The sequence below is a fragment of the Streptomyces sp. NPDC051051 genome (assembly GCF_040682975.1).
Classification (GTDB): domain Bacteria; phylum Actinomycetota; class Actinomycetes; order Streptomycetales; family Streptomycetaceae; genus Streptomyces.
Window position 1 is genome coordinate 117,371 of record NZ_JBFBCB010000018.1, and the last position, 17,212, is coordinate 134,582.

The window sequence follows — 17,212 nt, forward strand, 5'->3', positions numbered from 1 at the left end:
TACGCATTGCCGTCCTTCGGGGTTCCTGCCGGTTTTTTCCGTTACCGGAGCCCTGGTCCGGGCCCGGCGGTCCGGGCTCAGTGTCCGGGCCCGGCGGTCCGGGCTCAGCGGTCCGGAGGCGGGCCCTCGATCGGGCGGCCGAGCACGCCTGGCCGCTTCTGCCAGGGCTTCGGGCCGCCCGGTGGCCGGTAGGCGACGCCCAGGGCGTCCAGGCGCTCGTAGTGGGCCGCCATCCGCCGCTCGAAGCCGGCGAAGTCACGCCGCTCCGGGGCGGGCAGCCGGCTCCAGGCGACCTCGGCGAAGGCCGCGAGCCGGGGGAAGACCTGGTAGTCCACGCGCGCGGCGTCCTCCATCGTCTCGGTCCACACGTTGGCCTGCGCGCCCAGCACGTGCCGCGCCTCGTCGGGCGTCAACTCGGGCGGCACCGGCTCGAACCGGTAGACGTCCTCCAGGCCGCGCACGTAGCCGATCGGCACGGGCTCGTCGGCGCCGCCGTCCTGCCGGTGGTCCAGGTACACCTGCTGCTCGGGGCACATGACGACGTCGTGCCCCGCGCGCGCGGCGGCGATCCCGCCCGCGCGCCCCCGCCAGGACGACACGGCGGCGCCCTCGGCGAGACCGCCCTCGAGGATCTCGTCCCAGCCGATGAGCCGCCGTCCGCGCGCGGCGAGCCAGGTGTCGAAGTGGCCGATGAACCAGGCCTGCAGTCCGTCCTCGCCGGCGAGGCCGAGTTCCTCGATGCGGGCCTGCGCGGTGGGCGAGGCGCGCCACTGGTCCTTGGGGCACTCGTCGCCGCCGACGTGGATGAACTCCGACGGGAAGAGGTCGAGGACCTCCTCGAAGACCCCCTCGTAGAAACGCAGGGTGTTGTCGGTGGGGGCGAGTACGTTCGGGTTGATCCCCCAGGTGTCCCAGACGGAGAGCGCCCGGGTGTCGACGACGTCGGTGTTGCCGAGTTCCGGATAGGCGGCGATGGCCGCCTGCGAGTGTCCGGGTACATCGATTTCGGGGACGACGGTGATGTGCCGGTCGGCGGCGTAGGCCACGATCTCCCGGATGTCGTCCCGGGTGTAGAAGCCGCCGTGCGGCCTGTCGTCCCACAGCGGTGAGGCGCGGTGGCCGAATTTCGTGCGGGGGCGCCAGGAGCCGACCTCGGTCAGTCGCGGGTGGCGTGCGATCTCGATGCGCCAGCCCTGGTCGTCGGTCAGATGGAAGTGGAGGACGTTGAGTTTGTGCGCGGCCATCAGGTCCAGCTGGCGCAGGACGCCTTCCTTGGGCATGAAGTGCCGGGCCACGTCGAGGAGAAGTCCGCGCCAGCGGAAACGGGGGCCGTCCTCGATGATCTGGTGCGGGATGCCGTGACGCGTTCCGGGCCGCACCGGAGCACGCCGGAAAGCCTCCGGGCCGAGGAGCTGACGCAGGGTCTGCGCGCCCCAGAAGACGCCGGCCGGGTCGCCGCCGCGGATCTCGACGCCCTGCCGGACGCCGACGCCCAGCCGGTACGTCTCCGGCTCCATCGTGTCGTCGACCAGCAGCCGTACGCCGTCGCGGGCCTGCTCGGGGCCGGTCCGCAGCGGCAGGCCGAGCGCGGCGCCGAGGGTGGCCCGCAGCCAGCGTTCGGTGGTCTCCGTGCCGGGTGCGGCCCACAGGGTGGTGCGGTCGTCCAGCAGCACCCCGCACCGCGTGGGGCCCTCGACGGCGCGCGGCGCCGGAATGATCTCGTTGCCAGAAGTCACGTCGGTCCTTCAGCTCTCCGCCGAGCCCGGAGACGAGTCGTCGCTGCACGAGTGGGAAGAACACCGGCAGCGCCATCGACAGGGTCGGCTGCGAAGTGCCGTCGATGAGGGACGACTTGGCGAAGAGGAAGTCGTCCCGGGTGGGATGGGGAAAATACGCTCGCGGCCACGAAACCGGGCAGCGCGAGAGGAAAAGGGATCTGCCGCGGGAATCGCGCACGGCTCGCCCCGTCGAGGTGTGCGGCCCCCTTTCGGCGCCTCCGGGACGCCTTTTCCGAAGCCCCTGCATCCGGATCCCGAAGGCCACCGGGAACCCGATCGGCGGGGTGGTCCGGAAGCGGAACCGGAATCCGTGACGGCGGTCGCGGCGAGGAACGCGACGGCCGCCGGGACGAGCACCGCGGTGACCGCCACGACCGCACCGCCGGGGAAGTGACGGCCGAATTCTCGCCACCCGAAGACGCGCCGGAAGGAATCCAGGGCCGGGGACAGGGGTGAGGGCCAGGGACTTCACGGACTCCCCACCGAGGCCGTGCCGTGCGGCGGCGCAGCACGGCACGGAACACCGGAATCCCCGGGCCTCAGCCCGAGGGGCACGTCACTTGTCGCCCTTGCCCTTGTCGTCGTCGCCACCGGAACCCATGGACTCGTAGATCTCCTTGCACATGGGACACACGGGGTACTTCTTCGGGTCCCGGCCGGGCACCCACACCTTGCCGCAGAGCGCCACGACGGGAGTCCCGTCGAGCGCGCTCGCCATGATCTTGTCCTTCTGGACGTAGTGCGCGAAGCGCTCGTGGTCACCGTCGCCGTGCGACACCTGCGGCGTCGGCTCTACGAGGGTCCCCGTTCCGGTGCCGCGCTCGGGCTCAAGAGTGCTCATACGGCCAAGGGTACTGAAGGTCACACGCGTCAGTTGAGCGAAGGGTCGTCCGGGTACGTCGCCACCATCGCCAGCTCGTTGCGCTGCCGGCGCAGGACCTCGCGCCAGAGGGTCTCCGGCGAGGGCGAGGACACGTCACCGGGCTCGGACTCCACCACGTACCAGGCGCCCTCCACCAGCTCGTCCTCCAGCTGGCCGGGGCCCCATCCGGCGTACCCGGCGAAGATCCGCAGGGAGCCGAGGGCCGAGGCGAGCAGCTCCGGCGGGGCCTCCAGGTCGACGAGGCCGATCGCGCCGTGCACCCGCCGCCAGCCCAGCGGCGCGCCGTCGACGGCGGCGCCGCCGGGGATCACGGCGACGCCGAGCGCCGAGTCGAGGGAGACCGGACCGCCCTGGAAGACGACACCCGGTTCACCGGTGAGGTCCGCCCAGTCCTCGAGGATGTCCCCGACGCCCACCGGTGTCGGGCGGTTGAGGACGACACCGAGCGAGCCCTCCTCGTCGTGGTCGAGGAGGAGCACCACCGCGCGGTCGAAGTTCGGGTCCGCCAGGGCGGGGGTTGCCACGAGCAGCCGCCCTGTGAGCGAGGACACCTCGGTCATGCCAGACATGATCCCCCATCTTCCCCGCGTGTGGGGAGGCAACCGGGGCACGAGGAGGGGTGCGGGCCGGGCGCACGCGTGCGGTCCGGGCGCACGGTCACCGCGACCCGACCCACGGTGACCCCATGTGCCCGGCGGGAAACGGTTCGTGTTGTGACACAGCCATGACCTCGCTGAGTGCTCCTCGGGCTTACGGGACCGGGGTCCACGGCGATTACTCTGTCCTCTCGGCCCTGCCCCACTCCACGGAACGCGAGATACATGACCGTCAACGGCTCAGACGACGTCCTGCTTGTCCACGGCGGAACCCCGCTTCAGGGCGAGATCCGGGTCCGCGGTGCGAAGAACCTCGTACCCAAGGCCATGGTCGCCGCCCTGCTGGGCAGCGAGCCGAGCCGACTGCGCAACGTTCCGGACATCCGTGACGTGCGGGTCGTACGCGGCCTGCTGCAACTGCACGGGGTCACGGTCCGTCCGGGTGAGGAGCCGGGCGAGCTGGTGCTCGACCCGACCTACGTCGAGAGCGCCAACGTCGCCGACATCGATGCCCACGCGGGCTCCAGCCGCATCCCGATCCTGTTCTGCGGCCCGCTGCTGCACCGCCTCGGCCACGCCTTCATCCCGGGCCTGGGCGGCTGCGACATCGGCGGCCGGCCCATCGACTTCCACTTCGACGTGCTGCGGCAGTTCGGCGCGAAGATCGAGAAGCGGGCGGACGGCCAGTACCTGGAGGCCCCGCAGCGGCTGCGCGGCACGAAGATCGTGCTGCCGTACCCGTCCGTCGGCGCGACCGAGCAGGTGCTGCTGACGGCCGTCCTGGCCGAGGGCGTCACGGAACTCGCGAACGCGGCCGTCGAGCCGGAGATCGAGGACCTGATCTGCGTCCTGCAGAAAATGGGCGCCATCATCGCGATGGACACCGACCGCACGATCCGCATCACCGGCGTGGACAAGCTCGGCGGCTACGACCACCGCGCCCTGTCGGACCGTCTGGAGGCCGCCTCCTGGGCGTCCGCGGCGCTGGCGACCGAGGGCGACATCTACGTCCGCGGCGCCCAGCAGCGCTCGATGATGACGTTCCTGAACACCTACCGCAAGGTGGGCGGCGCCTTCCGGATCGACGACGAGGGCATCCGCTTCTGGCACCCCGGCGGCCGGCTGAAGTCGATCGCCCTGGAGACGGACGTCCACCCGGGCTTCCAGACGGACTGGCAGCAGCCGCTCGTCGTCGCCCTCACCCAGGCCACGGGCCTGTCCATCGTCCACGAGACGGTCTACGAGTCGCGGCTGGGCTTCACGTCCGCGCTCAACCAGATGGGCGCCCACATCCAGCTGTACCGCGAGTGCCTGGGCGGTTCGGACTGCCGCTTCGGCCAGCGCAACTTCCTGCACTCGGCGGTCGTGTCCGGCCCGACCAAGCTCCAGGGCGCGGACCTGGTCATCCCCGACCTGCGCGGCGGCTTCTCCTATCTGATCGCCGCCCTCGCGGCCCAGGGCACGTCCCGGGTCCACGGCATCGACCTGATCAACCGCGGCTACGAGAACTTCATGGACAAGCTGATGGAGCTCGGCGCGAAGGTGGAACTGCCGGGCAAGGCACTCGGATAGCCCAGTCCCGCGCACACGCCGATGGGGCGGCACCCGGTCCGGGTGCCGCCCCATCGGCGTGTGTCGACGCGCCCGAAGGAGCGCGGGGCACTGCGTGACCGGCAACAGACGGCACGCAGACGCCCCACGGCGCTCTCAGCGGAGCGTCACTTGCCCTTGGCCGCTTCCTTGAGCTTGCTGCCCGCGGAAACCTTGACGCTGTAGCCGGCCGGGATCTGGATCGGGTCGCCGGTCTGCGGGTTGCGCGCGGTGCGAGCGGCACGGTGGGTGCGCTCGAAGGTCAGGAAGCCGGGGACGGTGACCTTCTCGTCGCCCTTGGAGACGATCTCGCCGACGACCTCGGCGAACGCGGCCAGCACGGCGTCGGCGTCCTTGCGGGTCACCTCGGCGCGGTCGGCCAGCGCGGCCACCAGCTCACTGCGGTTCATGTTCTTACTCCCGTGTTCTTCTTGCCGTTGCGGCGTGCCACGCGGCGGAGCCGCATGTTGGGCACAGCGAAGCCGATGCTGCCAGGGTCTTCGGACAGTCCCCGGACCCGGGTCCCTTGTCGGACCCTCGCGCCCAGAGACGCATCCTGCCCCCACCTGCGGCGGGAAAGCCAATCCGGCACCCGCAGGAGTCGTGAGAACACCCTTGGGAGTCACACGGAAAGGCCCACTGACTGGCCGCCCACCCTAGAGGGCGGTCAAGTGGACCGGGTTCCACGACGCGCCGGTTTCATGACACGTCGTGGCGATCCTCACAGCCGCCGCACACCACGGGACCTCAGGCGGTGACTCCGGCGGCCTTCGCGGCCTCCCGCACGGCCCCGGCCACCGCGCCGGCGACCTTGTCGTTGAAGACGCTCGGGATGATGTAGTTGGCGTTCAGCTCGTCCTCGGTCACCACGTCGGCGAGGGCCTTCGCGGCCGCGAGCATCATCTCGGTGTTGACGGTGCGGGACTGGGCGTCCAGCAGGCCGCGGAACACACCCGGGAAGACCAGCACGTTGTTGATCTGGTTCGGGAAGTCGGAGCGGCCGGTGGCCACCACGGCGGCCGTCCGGCGGGCGACCGCCGGGTCGACCTCGGGGTCCGGATTCGCGAGCGCGAACACGATCGCGCCGTCGGCCATGGCGGCCACGTCGTCGCCGTCGATGACGTTCGGGGCGGAGACGCCGATGAAGACGTCCGCGTCGTGCACGGCCTCCTTCAGGGTGCCGGTGAGGCCCTCGGGGTTGGTGTTGTCGGCGATCCAGCGCAGCGCCGAGCCGGGGGCCGCGTCGACGAGGTCGGCGCGGCCGGCGTGCACCACGCCGTGGATGTCGGCGACGACGGCGTTCTTCACGCCGGCTGCGAGCAGCAGCTTGAGGATGGCCGTGCCGGCCGCGCCCGCGCCGGACATGACGACGCGGATGTTCTCGACGGCCTTCCCCGCGACACGCAGGGCGTTCGTCAGGGCGGCGAGGACCACGATCGCGGTGCCGTGCTGGTCGTCGTGGAAGACGGGGATGTCGAGGGCCTCGCGCAGCCGGGCCTCGATCTCGAAGCAGCGGGGGGCGGAGATGTCCTCGAGGTTGATGCCGGCGAAGCCCGGCGCGATGGCCTTGACGATCTCGACGATCGCGTCGGTGTCCTGGGTGTCCAGGCAGATCGGCCAGGCGTCGATGCCGGCGAACCGCTTGAACAGGGCCGCCTTGCCCTCCATGACCGGCAGCGCCGCCATGGGGCCGATGTTGCCCAGACCCAGCACGGCCGAGCCGTCCGTCACGACCGCAACGGAGTTGCGCTTGATGGTGAGGCGGCGGGCGTCCTCGGGATTCTCGGCGATCGCCATGCAGACCCGGGCCACGCCCGGCGTGTAGATCATGGAGAGGTCGTCACGGTTGCGGATCGGGTGCTTCGACTGCATCTCGATCTTGCCGCCGAGGTGCATCAGGAACGTACGGTCCGAAACCTTGCCCAGCGTCACACCCTCGATGCCGCGGAGCTGTTCGACGATCTCGTCGGCGTGCGCCGTGGAGGTGGCCGCGATCGTCACGTCGATGCGGAGCTTCTCATGGCCGGAAGCCGTGACGTCGAGGCCGGTCACCGAGCCTCCGTGGGACTCGACGGCCCCGGTGAGCTGGGAGACCGCGGTTCCGCTCGCGGGCACCTCCAGCCGGACCGTCATCGAGTAGGAGACGCTGGGCGCCGTTGCCATGGCCGACTTCCTCTGCTTTCACCTGTGACGCTGGATGCCGTTCGATCGTCGCACCTACTGTCGGGTAGGCGTTAGCCGCCCCGGGTTGCGAACGTTGAGTTCACAGCGAAAGAGGCCCACGTCACATGGACGTGGGCCTCTTTCGTCTGTCTATGACACCGACCCGCCATGCTCGCCTCGCGGCAAGTGGTCGCTCGTAGCGACGAAGGTTGGGCCCGGGGGCTTGGATCGAGCCGGTGTCACGTCCAGGCTAACAAACGGATCCCGGAACACCATTCCCGTGCGGGGACTTCACAGGAATCAGTCCCTCAGCAGATCGGGCACCCCGTCCCCGTCGGGTTCGTCGCGGTCCGCGGAGACGACCGTCAGCTGCTGGGTCGCCCTGGTCAGCGCCACGTACAGCACCCGCAGGCCGGCCGGGGACTCGTCGGCGATCTCGGCCGGGGAGACGACCACCGTCGCGTCGTACTCCAGGCCCTTGGCCTCCAGGCTGCCGAGGGCCACCACGCGGTCGCCGAGTCCGGCGAGCCAGCGGCGGGCCTCCTCGCGGCGGTTCATGGCGACGACGACCCCGACGGTGCCGTCGACCCGTTCCAGGAGGCGTTCGGCCTCGGCGCGGACGGTCGCGCCCAGGGTGTCCGCCACCGCGCTGAAGCGCGGGACCACTCCCGTCGAGCGCACCGCCGCCGGGGACTCGGCGCCGGGCATCGCCAGGGCCAGCACCTTCGCGGCCAGCTCGGCGATCTCCGCCGGGTTGCGGTAGTTCACGGTGAGCTGGAAGCGGCGGCGCGGGCGGCTGCCGAGGGCCTCGTCGCGGGCCTGGGCGGCCTCGTCGGGGTCGGACCAGGAGGACTGGGCCGGGTCGCCGACGACCGTCCAGGTGGCGTGCCGGCCACGGCGGCCGACCATGCGCCACTGCATCGGCGTGAGGTCCTGGGCCTCGTCGACGATGACGTGCGCGTACTCGGTGCGCTCCTGGGCGAGGCGCTCGGCCCGCTCGCGCTGCGACTCCTCGCGCACCGGCATCAACTCCTCCAGGCCGGTGAGCTGGTCCAGCGGGTCGAGTTCGCGTCTCCTGCGGGGGCGGGCCGGGGCGCCGAGGATCGCCTGCAGCTCGTCGAGCATCGCGATGTCGTGCACCGAGTGGCCCCCGCGCTTCAGCGAGCGGGCGACCCTGCGGACCTCGCCGGGGTTGAGGATGCGGCGGGCCCAGCGGCCGAGCCGGCGTTCGTCGGCCATGGCGGCGAGGACGGACTTCGGGGTCAGCTCGGGCCACCAGGCGTCGAGGAACGCGATGAAGGAGTCCTCGCCGGTGACGTCCTCGTCGAAGGAGGAGCGCAGTTCGGCGGCCAGTTCGGGGTCGCTGTGCCGGCCGGACGCGCCGGAGCGCTCCCACAGGGCGTCCAGCAGGAGCTTGCGGGCGCGCGGGCGCAGCAGGTTGACCGGCGCGGTGCCGCCGAGGGCGCTCTGCCGGATCCGGTCGAGGTCGCCGGCCTCCAGCTCCAGACGCCGTCCGAAGGCGACCACGCGCAGCCGGTCGGGCGTGCCCGCGGGGGCCTGCGGACGGGCGCCGTCGGTGTCGATGTCGATGTCGCCGGTGGACTCCCCGAACGCGAGCTGCCCGGCCGGTGGGCCGCCCGGCCGTCCCCCTTCGAGTGCCCCGCGCGCGGCCTTGCGCAGCACCTTGAGCATCCGGTACGACCCCTTGGCGCGGGCCACCGCCGGGGAGTCGTACAGGGTGGCCTCCACGCCGTCGACGAGGGAGCCGATGGCGCGGATCGCGACCTGGCCCTCCTCGCCGAGGGAGGGCAGGACGCCCTCGGTGTACGCGACGAGCAGCGGGGTCGGGGAGACGATCAGGATGCCGCCCGCGTAGCGGCGCCGGTCCTGGTAGAGGAGGTAGGCGGCCCGGTGCAGGGCGACGGCCGTCTTCCCGGTGCCGGGGCCGCCCTCGACGTAGGTGACGGAGGCGGCGGGGGCACGGATGACCATGTCCTGCTCGGCCTGGATGGAGGCGACGATGTCGCGCATGGTGTGGCTGCGGGCCTGGCCGAGGGCGGCCATGAGGGCGCCGTCGCCGATGACGGACAGTTCCCGGCCGTCGAGGCGGGCCGTGAGCTGCGGCCGCATCAGGTCGTCCTCGACGCCGAGGACGCGGCGTCCCTTGGACCGGATGACCCGGCGGCGTACGACCCGGCCGGGGTCGACCGGCGTGGACCGGTAGAACGGGGCGGCGGCCGGGGCCCGCCAGTCGATGACGAGCGGGGCGTAGTCCTCGTCGAGGACCCCGATGCGCCCGATGTGGAGGGTCTCGGCGATGTCGGCGGTGTTGTCGTCGCGGATCGCGCCGTCGGCGGGTTCGACGGCGGTGTAGGCGCCGTCGGGGCCCTTCTTCCCGTCCTTGCCGGGGAGCAGGTCGATCCGGCCGAAGAGGAAGTCCTCGAACTCGTTGTTGAGGCGGTTGAGGTGGACCCCCGCCCGGAAGACCTGGGCGTCCCGCTCGGCCAGGGCGCCGGGCGTGCCGACCTGGCCGCGGCGGGCCGCGTCGTGCATGAGGAACTCGGCCTCGTGGATCTTCTCCTCGAGGCGCCGGTACACCCGGTCCAGGTGTTCCTGTTCGACGCTGATCTCACGGTCACGAACTGAGTCCTGAACCGAGTCGACCGCGGTTTCCTGCTGAGCCTGAGCGGCCACCGGGCCCCCTTCTGACGTGCTGGGCAGCCGTCAACCGTACGCGAAGGGGGCCGCTGCGGGCTACGGCGCGTCGACCTCGACGAGCTTCTTCCCGTCGAAGGTCATGACCTCGAAGTGGTCGATCTCGTTCGGGTTGAACGCGGCGCCGCCCTGGACGTAGAGCGGGTTCTTGGCCTGCTCGGTCTTGGCGTTGGGCAGGCCGTAGCCCCACTCCGGGACGGACCACGACGAGACGGTCTCCCGTTCGCCGTTCTTGCCGACGGCGATGAGCGAGCACTTGTTGGGTCCCGCCACGTTCTTCAGTTCGACGACGGCCTCGGTGCCCCAGGCCTTCTCGCCCATGGCGACGGTCGCGGTGACCTTGGTGCCCGGGTCGGTGCCCGTGACCTTGTCGGAGAGCGTCTCGAAGACCGACTTCGCGGGGCTCACGCCCGCCTCGATGCCGGTGCCGCCGCTGTCGTCGCCGCCGCCGGCCGCCACCGCCACGAGCGGGCCGCCGATGATCAGCGCGACGCCGGCCGCGATCATGTACATGCTGCGCCGACGCTTCCGGGCGCGGCGGTCGGAGACCTCGACGACGAGCTTCTCGGCCAGTCGCGGGCCCGGCTTCGCGGACAGGGACTCGCCGATCGCGGGGGTCCCGGCGCCCGGCAGGTCCGCGAGCGCGGCCAGCATCGGTTCCATCCCCGCGAGTTCGTCGAGCTGCTGGGCGCACCACTCGCACCCGGCGAGATGCGCCTCGAAAGCGGTTGCCTCGGCGTCGTCGAGAATCCCGAGGGCGTAGGCGCCCACGGTCTCGTGTTCGCTCGGGCTCGGAGATCCCTGCATAGATCCCTGCATGGGGCCAGACATACCCGAACCACCCGTTCCGAATCCCCCGTAAACACTCATCACGCCGTCACCCCCCGCTCCTCGAGAGCCAGCTTCATCGACCGCAGGGCGTAGAAGACCCGTGAGCGCACGGTGCCACTGGGTATGCCCAGCGTCTCGGCCGCCTCATTGACGGTACGCCCCTTGAAATACGTCTCGACGAGCACCTCCCGGTGGGCCGGGGTCAGGTCGTCGAGAGCGTCCGACAGCGTCATCAGCCACAGCGCCTTGTCGATCTCGTCCTCCGCGGGGATGACCTCCAGCGGCGACGGGTCGACCTCCTGCGGCCGGGCCTGCCGGCTGCGGTGGCCGTCGATGACGATGCGACGTGCGACCGTCACCAGCCAGGGGCGTACCGATCCGGTCGCCCGGTTGAGCTGACCGGCGTTCTTCCAGGCACGGATGAGTGTCTCCTGCACGACGTCCTCGGCGCGCTGCCGGTCACCGGCAACCAGTCGCAGGACGTACGCAAGGAGGGGTCCGGCATGCTCCCGATACAGAGCACGCATCAGCTCCTCATCAGGTTCCGAGGGCTGGGACATGCGATGTCGGGCCCTCGATCCACGTTCATTGGCCACGGCCGCATCCTTGCGCACGCCCACCTCCGGTGTCCGGGGGTTCCCCCGAGTCGGTCGCTCCCCCACCGGTACGGATGCGGTCCGGCGGGTGTTCAAACCGGAGTGACAGATTTCTGCGAGGTGACATGACAAGGGGAACATGGAGGCACATTCCCGCCCCTCTTTCTTTACATTTCCCCCACACGGGCGACGCGGCGGCGGCTTGCCCGGTGACGCGCGAAGGTAAACAGCGTGTAATCGAAATCACTTCGACGACACTTCGACGGTATGGGCACGAACACCCCATAGCGGGCGGCTCACTTGTCGCTCGACGACGGTCAGGCGCGCGCGAGCGCCGCGCGCCGGCGGTGCCGGGCGACCCGTTCGCGGTTCCCGCAGACCTCGCTGGAACACCAGCGCCTGCGCCGCCCGCGGGACGTGTCGACGTACACGATCGGGCAGTTGTCCCCCGCGCACTGCCGCAGGTCCGCCCGCGCGGCGGGATCGGTCAGCAGCGACACAGCGTCGCGGGCGACCACCGCGAGCAGCGCCGCGCACTCCGGCTCTCCGTCCAACTCCCGCACCAGCCCGCCGTCCTGCGCGCGGACGGCACGAGGGACCGGGGGCGCGGCACGGGCGACGGCGTTGACGTGCGCGAGGGCGGCGCCGTACGCCGACCGCGTCTCGCCGGTGAGCCACCCGGACACCAAGTGGCCGACGCCGGAGCGCAGTTCCCGGAAGGCGGGCGGCCAGGAGGGACCGGCGTGGGTCAGCGGCGTGCCGGGCGGCACGAGACCGGACCCGCTGATCCAGGCGCACAACGGCGGCAGCGCGTCGAGCCGTTCGAGGGGGTGGGCGGTGGCGAGCAGGTCCAGGCAGATCCGCCCGGCGTCGAAGCGGAGGTCGTAGGGGGACGTGCCCGTACCCAGTGCCATGTGCCTGTCACCACCGAGGAGAGGCTGCCGGAGGAAGCGTCACCCTTCACAGTGCGGGGTGGGAACGGGTCCCCGGAAGACCCCGGTCCGGACATCTCAGCCCGCCCGGCGATCGAGGACGAGGCCGTTCAGGCCGAAGCGGGGGTCCGGGGGCGGCAGCCCCCGTGACGGTCACCCGAACCCCGGTTCGCTTCTCACCCGTCCGCGTACTTCGCATCGGCCGCAGGGTCCAGCGCCAGCCGGTACCCCCGCTTGACCACCGTCTGGATCAGCTTCGGCGCCCCGAGGGCGGTCCGGAGCCGGGCCATCGCCGTCTCCACGGCGTGCTCGTCCTTCCCCGTCCCGGGCAGCGCCCGCAGCAGGTCGGCGCGCGGGACGACCCAGCCCGGCCGCCGGGCCAGCGCCCGCAGCAGGGACATCCCGGCGGGCGGTACGGGCCGGAGACAGCCGTCGACCAGCACGGCGTGCCCCCGGATCTCCATCCGGTGGCCGGCGACCGGCAGCGTGCGGGCCCGGCCCGGCAGTTCCGTGCACAGCAGTTGCACGAGGGGGCCGAGCCGGAACCGCTCGGGCGAGACGGTGTCCACCCCGCGCGCCTGCAGGGGCAGCGCGGTGACCGGGCCGACGCAGGCCGGCAGGACGTCGTGGTGCAGGGCGGCGAGGAGTTCGGGGAGCAGCCCGCGTTCCTCGGCGCGGGACAGCAGGGAGGCGGCGGCGGGCGCGCTGGTGAAGGTCACCGCGTCCAGGCCGCGCGAGACGGTGGCGTCCAGCAGCCGGTCGAGGGGCGAGATGTCCTCCGGCGGCATCCACCGGTACACGGGCACGCCCACGACCTCCGCTCCCCCGGCCCGCAGCGCCTCCACGAAGCCGGGCAGCGGTTCGCCGTGCAACTGGACGGCGACGCGGCGGCCTTCGACGCCCTCCTCCAGCAGCCGGTCGAGGACCTCGGCCATCGACTCGCTGGACGGCGACCACTCCTCGGTGAGCCCGGCGGCGCGGATCGCGCCCTTGACCTTGGGGCCGCGGGCGAGGAGTTCGACGCCGTCGAGGCGGGCGATCAGCTGTTCGCCGAGCCCCCAGCCGTCGGCGGCCTCCACCCAGCCCCGGAAGCCGATGGCGGTGGTGGCGACCACGACGTCGGGTGCCTGGTCGAGGAGGTTCTTGGTGGCGGCGAGGAGTTCGCCGTCGTCGGCGAGCGGCACGATCCGCAGGGCGGGCGCGTGCAGCACCGCCGCCCCGCGCCGCCGGAGCAGCGCCCCGAGCTCGTCGGCGCGGCGCGCGGCGGTCACCCCCACCGTGAAGCCGGCGAGGGGCCCGTGCTGCTCGGCATCCCGGCCGTCCGGGTCGTGGTCCGGTCGCTGCTGCTGGTGCTCGTACATCACTCTCGTCCCGCGGTGGAGTCGTATGGACCTACATGCCGAGCGAGCCTGCCAATGGTGCGTGACAGGCTCGGTTCGGGTTCGTGTCGCCGGTGTTACGTCACACCTCGGCGTAGCTGAGCTGCGTCTTCGCCTCGGACGCGGTCCCGGTGGCGGTGATCCGGCCGGCCGGGCGACGAAGGTATACGGCCCAGGTGACCACGAAGCACACGCCGTAGAAGGCGAGGAAGGCGACGAAGGCGCCGGTGCCGGTGCCGTAGGAGAGGAAGGACTGCCGGAAGGCGAGGTTGATGGCGACGCCGCCCAGCGCGCCGACGGCTCCGATGAGCCCCATGGAGGCGCCGGAGAGCCGGCGTCCGTGGGCGGCCGCCTCTTCGCCCACGAGCCCCTTCGCGACGGCCTTCGCCTGGAAGATGCCGGGGATCATCTTGTACGTCGACCCGTTGCCGAGGCCGGTGAGGACGAACAGGACGACGAAGACGCAGACGAACAGCGGCAGCGACTTCTGCATGCTGGCGAAGACCAGGACGGTGGTGGCGGCGGCCATGCCGACGTAGTTGTAGAGGGTGATGCGGGCCCCGCCGTAGCGGTCGGCGAGCCAGCCGCCGACGGGGCGGATCAGGGAGCCGAGGAGCGGGCCGATGAAGGTCAGGTAGGCGGCCTGGAGGGGCGTGCGGCCGAACTGGTTGGTGAGCACCTGCCCGAAGGCGAAGGAGTACCCGATGAACGACCCGAACGTCCCGATGTAGAGGAAGGACATGATCCAGGTGTGCCCGTCCTTCGCGGCGTCGATCGCGGCGCCGGTGTCGTTCTTCACGGACGCCAGGTTGTCCATGTACAGGGCGGCGAGGGTCGCGGCGACGAGGATCAGCGGGATGTAGATGCCGAGCAGCACGCGGGGCCCGCCGCTCGCGCCGATGACGGCGAGGGCGACCAGCTGGATCACCGGCACGCCGATGTTGCCGCCGCCCGCGTTGAGGCCGAGCGCCCAGCCCTTCTTGCGGAGCGGGAAGAAGGCGTTGATGTTGGTCATCGAGGAGGCGAAGTTGCCGCCGCCGACGCCGGCCAGCAGGCCCACGAGGAGGAAGGTGCCGAACGAGGTGCCCGGCTCCATCACCGTGAACGCCGCGACGGCGGGGACGAGCAGCATGGTGGCGGAGACGATCGTCCAGTTCCGCCCGCCGAACACCGCGACGGCGAAGGTGTACGGAACGCGGACGACGGCGCCGACGAGGGTCACCATCGAGGTGAGCAGGAACTTGTCGGCGGGGGTGAGGCCGTACTCCGGGCCCATGAAGAGGACCAGCACCGACCACAGGGTCCAGATCGAGAACCCGATGTGCTCGGAGAGGACGGAGAAGAGGAGGTTGCGCCGGGCGATCTTCTCGCCCTTGGCGTTCCAGAAGGCCTCGTTCTCCGGGTCCCACTCCTCGATCCAGCGGCTCCCCTTCTTGGCGGAGGCCGAGGCGGTGCTCGGGTCGGTCGGGGGTGCGGGGGCTGTACCAGGGGCTGTCATGACGCCTCCACGTGCTCCGGGGCTCGGGTGGTTCGCGGGGATGAGCGGTGATGAGTCCCGAAGGTAGGGAGGGCGCGTTTCCGGTCTGTGGCTGTGGGTGACCGGAAGGGAACGTTGCTCTCACCTTGCGCGAAGGCGTCATGAGAGGTGCGGCACGAAGGGTCAGGCCCGGTGGGCCCCCGGGCGTCCGTCCGGCCAGATCCGCGGGCGTCTCCCGGCCGCCAGGTCCTCCACCCAGCCGAAACAGACGACGCAGCCCGCGGTGAGCAGCCAGACGGCCGGCAACTGGGCCCAGGGGCTCACCAGGATCCAGTGGGCGTCCGTCTCGAGGACGCCGATGTTCCACAGGCGGTCCCAGAGCGTCTCCACGGCCACGATGCACACGTTGTGCCAGAGGTAGATCGTCACGGCACGTGCGTTGAGCAGGGTGATCAGCCGGTCCCAGCGGCGCAGGCGACGGGGCCACTCCCGCCAGGCGGGGCTGAGGTGCAGGAGGAGGAGGACGGCCGCGGAGGACCACAGGGCCTGCGCGAACGGCATGTCGTCGAGGTCGTGCCCCGTCCTGAGGTCCTGGGTGAGGGCGTACCAGAGGCCGGCGCACGCCACCACCGGCGCGAGGGAGGGGACGACGTACCGCGGCAGCCGGCGCAGGACGCCCTCCTGGTGGGCCATGCCGAGCAGCCAGCACGCGCCGAACGCGCCGAGGTCGCTGAGCGTCGACTCCAGCCGCCAGCCGGGGACGGTCGGCGGGCCGAACTCCAGGGCGGCCGACAGCGCGACCGGTGCGAGGACCGTCGGCCAGGGCGCGGCCCGCAGGGCGCGCAGCAGCAGCGGGGACAGCAGCACGAACCAGAGGTAGGCGCGCAGGTACCACAGGGGTACGCCCACGGCGACCGCCCAGTCCCCGCCGATCAGCCCGGGGACGCCGGGCAGGCCCTCGCCGTAGGGCGGGTCGCTCAGCGGGAGGATCCAGAAGGAGAGGTGGAGCCACCACCAGCCGGGGTGGCCCTCCTCGCCCGGGCCCCAGCCGCCCAGCAGCATGCCCGTGACGCCCACCGCGCCGAGCAGCCACAGGGGCGGCAGGAGGCGGCGGAGCCGGCCGCGGACGACGTCGGTCGCGGGGCGACGGCGCAGGGACCGGGCCATGAGGTTGCCGGCCAGGGCGAACATCACGCCCATGGAGGGGAAGACGACGGGCAGCCAGGCCCAGCCCATGAGGTGGTAGAAGACGACGCGGAACAGGGCGACGGCGCGGAGGAGGTCGAAGTAGCGGTCCCGGGAAGCCGGTTCGCGCGGTGTCTCCCGTACTTCTTGTGACGTCCGGTCCTTGCGGTCCGTCTCGACCGGTGTCCGCGTGGGGAGGCCGACGGGACGGGTGCTCATCGGGTCGGGGGGCCGGATGCTCATCGGGCCGCCCTCTGCTCCACGGCGGGCCGCGTCTCCTCGGCGGGCGGGGCCGCCACCTGGCCCGTCCGGCGCAGTTTCTGCCAGCGCAGCCGGCCGCCGGTGAGGGCGGTGATCCAGGACTGGAGCAGGACGACGTACATGAGCTGGCGGTAGAGGAGTTGTTGCAGGGGCAGGGAGATCAGCGGGGTCAGGCGCTCCCGGTCCAGGACGAAGGCGTACGCCGCGCAGGCCGCCTGGACGGCCAGGACGCCGAACCAGGCCGCGATCGTCCTCCCCGTCGGGCCGAACAGCAGTCCGTAGACCAGGAACAGGTCGATCAGGGGCGCCAGCAGCGGGGCCACGACCATGAACAGGGAGACCAGGGGCAGACCGACCCGGCCGAAGCGGCCCGAGGGGCCCCGTTCCAGCAGGGCGCGGCGGTGCTTCCAGATGGCCTGCATGGTGCCGTACGACCAGCGGTAGCGCTGGGACCACAGCTGCTGCACGGACTCGGGCGCCTCGGTCCAGGCGCGGGCCTTCTCGGCGTACACCACCTTCCAGCCGTCGCGGTGCAGCGCCATGGTGATGTCGGTGTCCTCGGCGAGGGTGTCGTCGCTCATGCCGCCGACCCGCTCCAGGGCGGTGCGGCGGAACGCGCCGACGGCGCCGGGGATGGTCGGCATGCAGCCCAGGACGTCGTACATGCGGCGGTCGAGGTTGAAGCCCATCACGTACTCGATGTGCTGCCAGGCGCCGATCAGCGAGTCCCGGTTGCCGACCTTGGCGTTGCCGGCGACGGCGCCGACGCGCGGGTCGGCGAAGGGCTGCACCAGCTCGCGGACGGTGGACGGCTCGAAGACGGTGT

At 71.7% G+C, this 17,212-nt stretch carries 14 protein-coding genes and 1 pseudogene; 1 reads left to right on the plus strand and 14 read right to left on the minus strand.

Annotated elements, in window-relative coordinates:
* Positions 1-104: 104 nt before the first annotated feature.
* The 4 genes and pseudogenes from AB0N31_RS16270 to AB0N31_RS16285 all read right to left on the minus strand — a co-directional run bounded on the left by AB0N31_RS16270 (position 105) and on the right by AB0N31_RS16285 (position 3,221).
* Positions 105-1,736 (minus strand): beta-N-acetylhexosaminidase, encoded by a 1,632-nt coding sequence (locus tag AB0N31_RS16270; RefSeq protein ID WP_366059016.1) that lies wholly within the window; start codon positions 1,734-1,736, stop codon positions 105-107.
* Between the two features lie 4 nt (positions 1,737-1,740).
* Positions 1,741-2,228, minus strand: a pseudogene (locus tag AB0N31_RS16275) (carbohydrate ABC transporter permease); the annotation flags it as partial.
* Between the two features lie 106 nt (positions 2,229-2,334).
* Complete coding sequence (locus tag AB0N31_RS16280) at positions 2,335-2,619, minus strand: DUF3039 domain-containing protein (protein ID WP_280881958.1); 285 nt, start codon at positions 2,617-2,619, stop codon at positions 2,335-2,337.
* Between the two features lie 29 nt (positions 2,620-2,648).
* Positions 2,649-3,221, minus strand: a complete 573-nt coding sequence (locus AB0N31_RS16285; RefSeq protein WP_363088557.1) for a YqgE/AlgH family protein — start codon at positions 3,219-3,221, stop codon at positions 2,649-2,651.
* A gap of 261 nt (positions 3,222-3,482) precedes the next feature.
* Between AB0N31_RS16285 and murA the strand changes: the two genes are divergently transcribed.
* On the plus strand, positions 3,483-4,829 hold the full coding sequence (gene murA / locus AB0N31_RS16290; RefSeq protein WP_366059017.1) for a UDP-N-acetylglucosamine 1-carboxyvinyltransferase: 1,347 nt from the start codon (positions 3,483-3,485) through the stop codon (positions 4,827-4,829).
* Positions 4,830-4,975: 146 nt separating this feature from the next.
* Here murA and AB0N31_RS16295 read toward each other — a convergent pair whose 3' ends face one another.
* The 10 genes from AB0N31_RS16295 to AB0N31_RS16340 all read right to left on the minus strand — a co-directional run.
* Positions 4,976-5,257, minus strand: coding sequence for an HU family DNA-binding protein (locus tag AB0N31_RS16295; RefSeq protein WP_366059018.1), 282 nt, complete (start codon positions 5,255-5,257; stop codon positions 4,976-4,978).
* 337 nt (positions 5,258-5,594) lie between these two features.
* Entirely contained in the window at positions 5,595-7,010 is a 1,416-nt protein-coding gene (locus AB0N31_RS16300) for an NAD-dependent malic enzyme (RefSeq protein WP_366059019.1), read from the minus strand.
* A 300-nt stretch (positions 7,011-7,310) separates the two neighbouring features.
* On the minus strand, positions 7,311-9,704 hold the full coding sequence (locus AB0N31_RS16305; protein ID WP_366059020.1) for a UvrD-helicase domain-containing protein: 2,394 nt from the start codon (positions 9,702-9,704) through the stop codon (positions 7,311-7,313).
* A gap of 60 nt (positions 9,705-9,764) precedes the next feature.
* The gene (locus AB0N31_RS16310) at positions 9,765-10,544 is read right to left on the minus strand and encodes a zf-HC2 domain-containing protein (protein WP_366059021.1); all 780 of its coding nucleotides are present in this window, start codon (positions 10,542-10,544) and stop codon (positions 9,765-9,767) included.
* 50 nt (positions 10,545-10,594) lie between these two features.
* Entirely contained in the window at positions 10,595-11,116 is a 522-nt protein-coding gene (locus AB0N31_RS16315) for a sigma-70 family RNA polymerase sigma factor (protein ID WP_010039908.1), read from the minus strand.
* Positions 11,117-11,469: 353 nt separating this feature from the next.
* Complete coding sequence (locus tag AB0N31_RS16320; protein ID WP_366059022.1) at positions 11,470-12,066, minus strand: ABATE domain-containing protein; 597 nt, start codon at positions 12,064-12,066, stop codon at positions 11,470-11,472.
* Between the two features lie 194 nt (positions 12,067-12,260).
* Positions 12,261-13,445, minus strand: coding sequence for a uroporphyrinogen-III synthase (locus AB0N31_RS16325; protein WP_366059023.1), 1,185 nt, complete (start codon positions 13,443-13,445; stop codon positions 12,261-12,263).
* A gap of 100 nt (positions 13,446-13,545) precedes the next feature.
* Complete coding sequence (locus AB0N31_RS16330) at positions 13,546-14,961, minus strand: nitrate/nitrite transporter (RefSeq protein ID WP_366059024.1); 1,416 nt, start codon at positions 14,959-14,961, stop codon at positions 13,546-13,548.
* Positions 14,962-15,123: 162 nt separating this feature from the next.
* A complete protein-coding gene (locus AB0N31_RS16335; RefSeq protein ID WP_366059025.1) occupies positions 15,124-16,368 on the minus strand; it encodes an acyltransferase family protein in 1,245 nt (414 codons plus the stop codon).
* Positions 16,365-17,212 (minus strand): glycosyltransferase family 2 protein (locus tag AB0N31_RS16340; RefSeq protein ID WP_366059026.1); only part of this gene is annotated, 848 nt, incomplete at its 5' end. The genes AB0N31_RS16335 and AB0N31_RS16340, both read right to left, overlap by 4 nt.

What these genes read in the sequence shown, in the direction of transcription:
- AB0N31_RS16280 (WP_280881958.1), bottom strand. Translation starts at nt 2,619, where the DNA reads ATGAGCACTCTTGAGCCCGAGCGCGGCACCGGAACGGGGACCCTCGTA.
- AB0N31_RS16285 (WP_363088557.1), bottom strand. Translation starts at nt 3,221, where the DNA reads ATGACCGAGGTGTCCTCGCTCACAGGGCGGCTGCTCGTGGCAACCCCC.
- murA (WP_366059017.1), top strand. Translation starts at nt 3,483, where the DNA reads ATGACCGTCAACGGCTCAGACGACGTCCTGCTTGTCCACGGCGGAACC.
- AB0N31_RS16295 (WP_366059018.1), bottom strand. Translation starts at nt 5,257, where the DNA reads ATGAACCGCAGTGAGCTGGTGGCCGCGCTGGCCGACCGCGCCGAGGTG.
- AB0N31_RS16300 (WP_366059019.1), bottom strand. Translation starts at nt 7,010, where the DNA reads ATGGCAACGGCGCCCAGCGTCTCCTACTCGATGACGGTCCGGCTGGAG.
- AB0N31_RS16310 (WP_366059021.1), bottom strand. Translation starts at nt 10,544, where the DNA reads ATGCAGGGATCTATGCAGGGATCTCCGAGCCCGAGCGAACACGAGACC.
- AB0N31_RS16315 (WP_010039908.1), bottom strand. Translation starts at nt 11,116, where the DNA reads ATGTCCCAGCCCTCGGAACCTGATGAGGAGCTGATGCGTGCTCTGTAT.
- AB0N31_RS16320 (WP_366059022.1), bottom strand. Translation starts at nt 12,066, where the DNA reads ATGGCACTGGGTACGGGCACGTCCCCCTACGACCTCCGCTTCGACGCC.
- AB0N31_RS16325 (WP_366059023.1), bottom strand. Translation starts at nt 13,445, where the DNA reads ATGTACGAGCACCAGCAGCAGCGACCGGACCACGACCCGGACGGCCGG.
- AB0N31_RS16330 (WP_366059024.1), bottom strand. Translation starts at nt 14,961, where the DNA reads ATGACAGCCCCTGGTACAGCCCCCGCACCCCCGACCGACCCGAGCACC.
- AB0N31_RS16335 (WP_366059025.1), bottom strand. Translation starts at nt 16,368, where the DNA reads ATGAGCATCCGGCCCCCCGACCCGATGAGCACCCGTCCCGTCGGCCTC.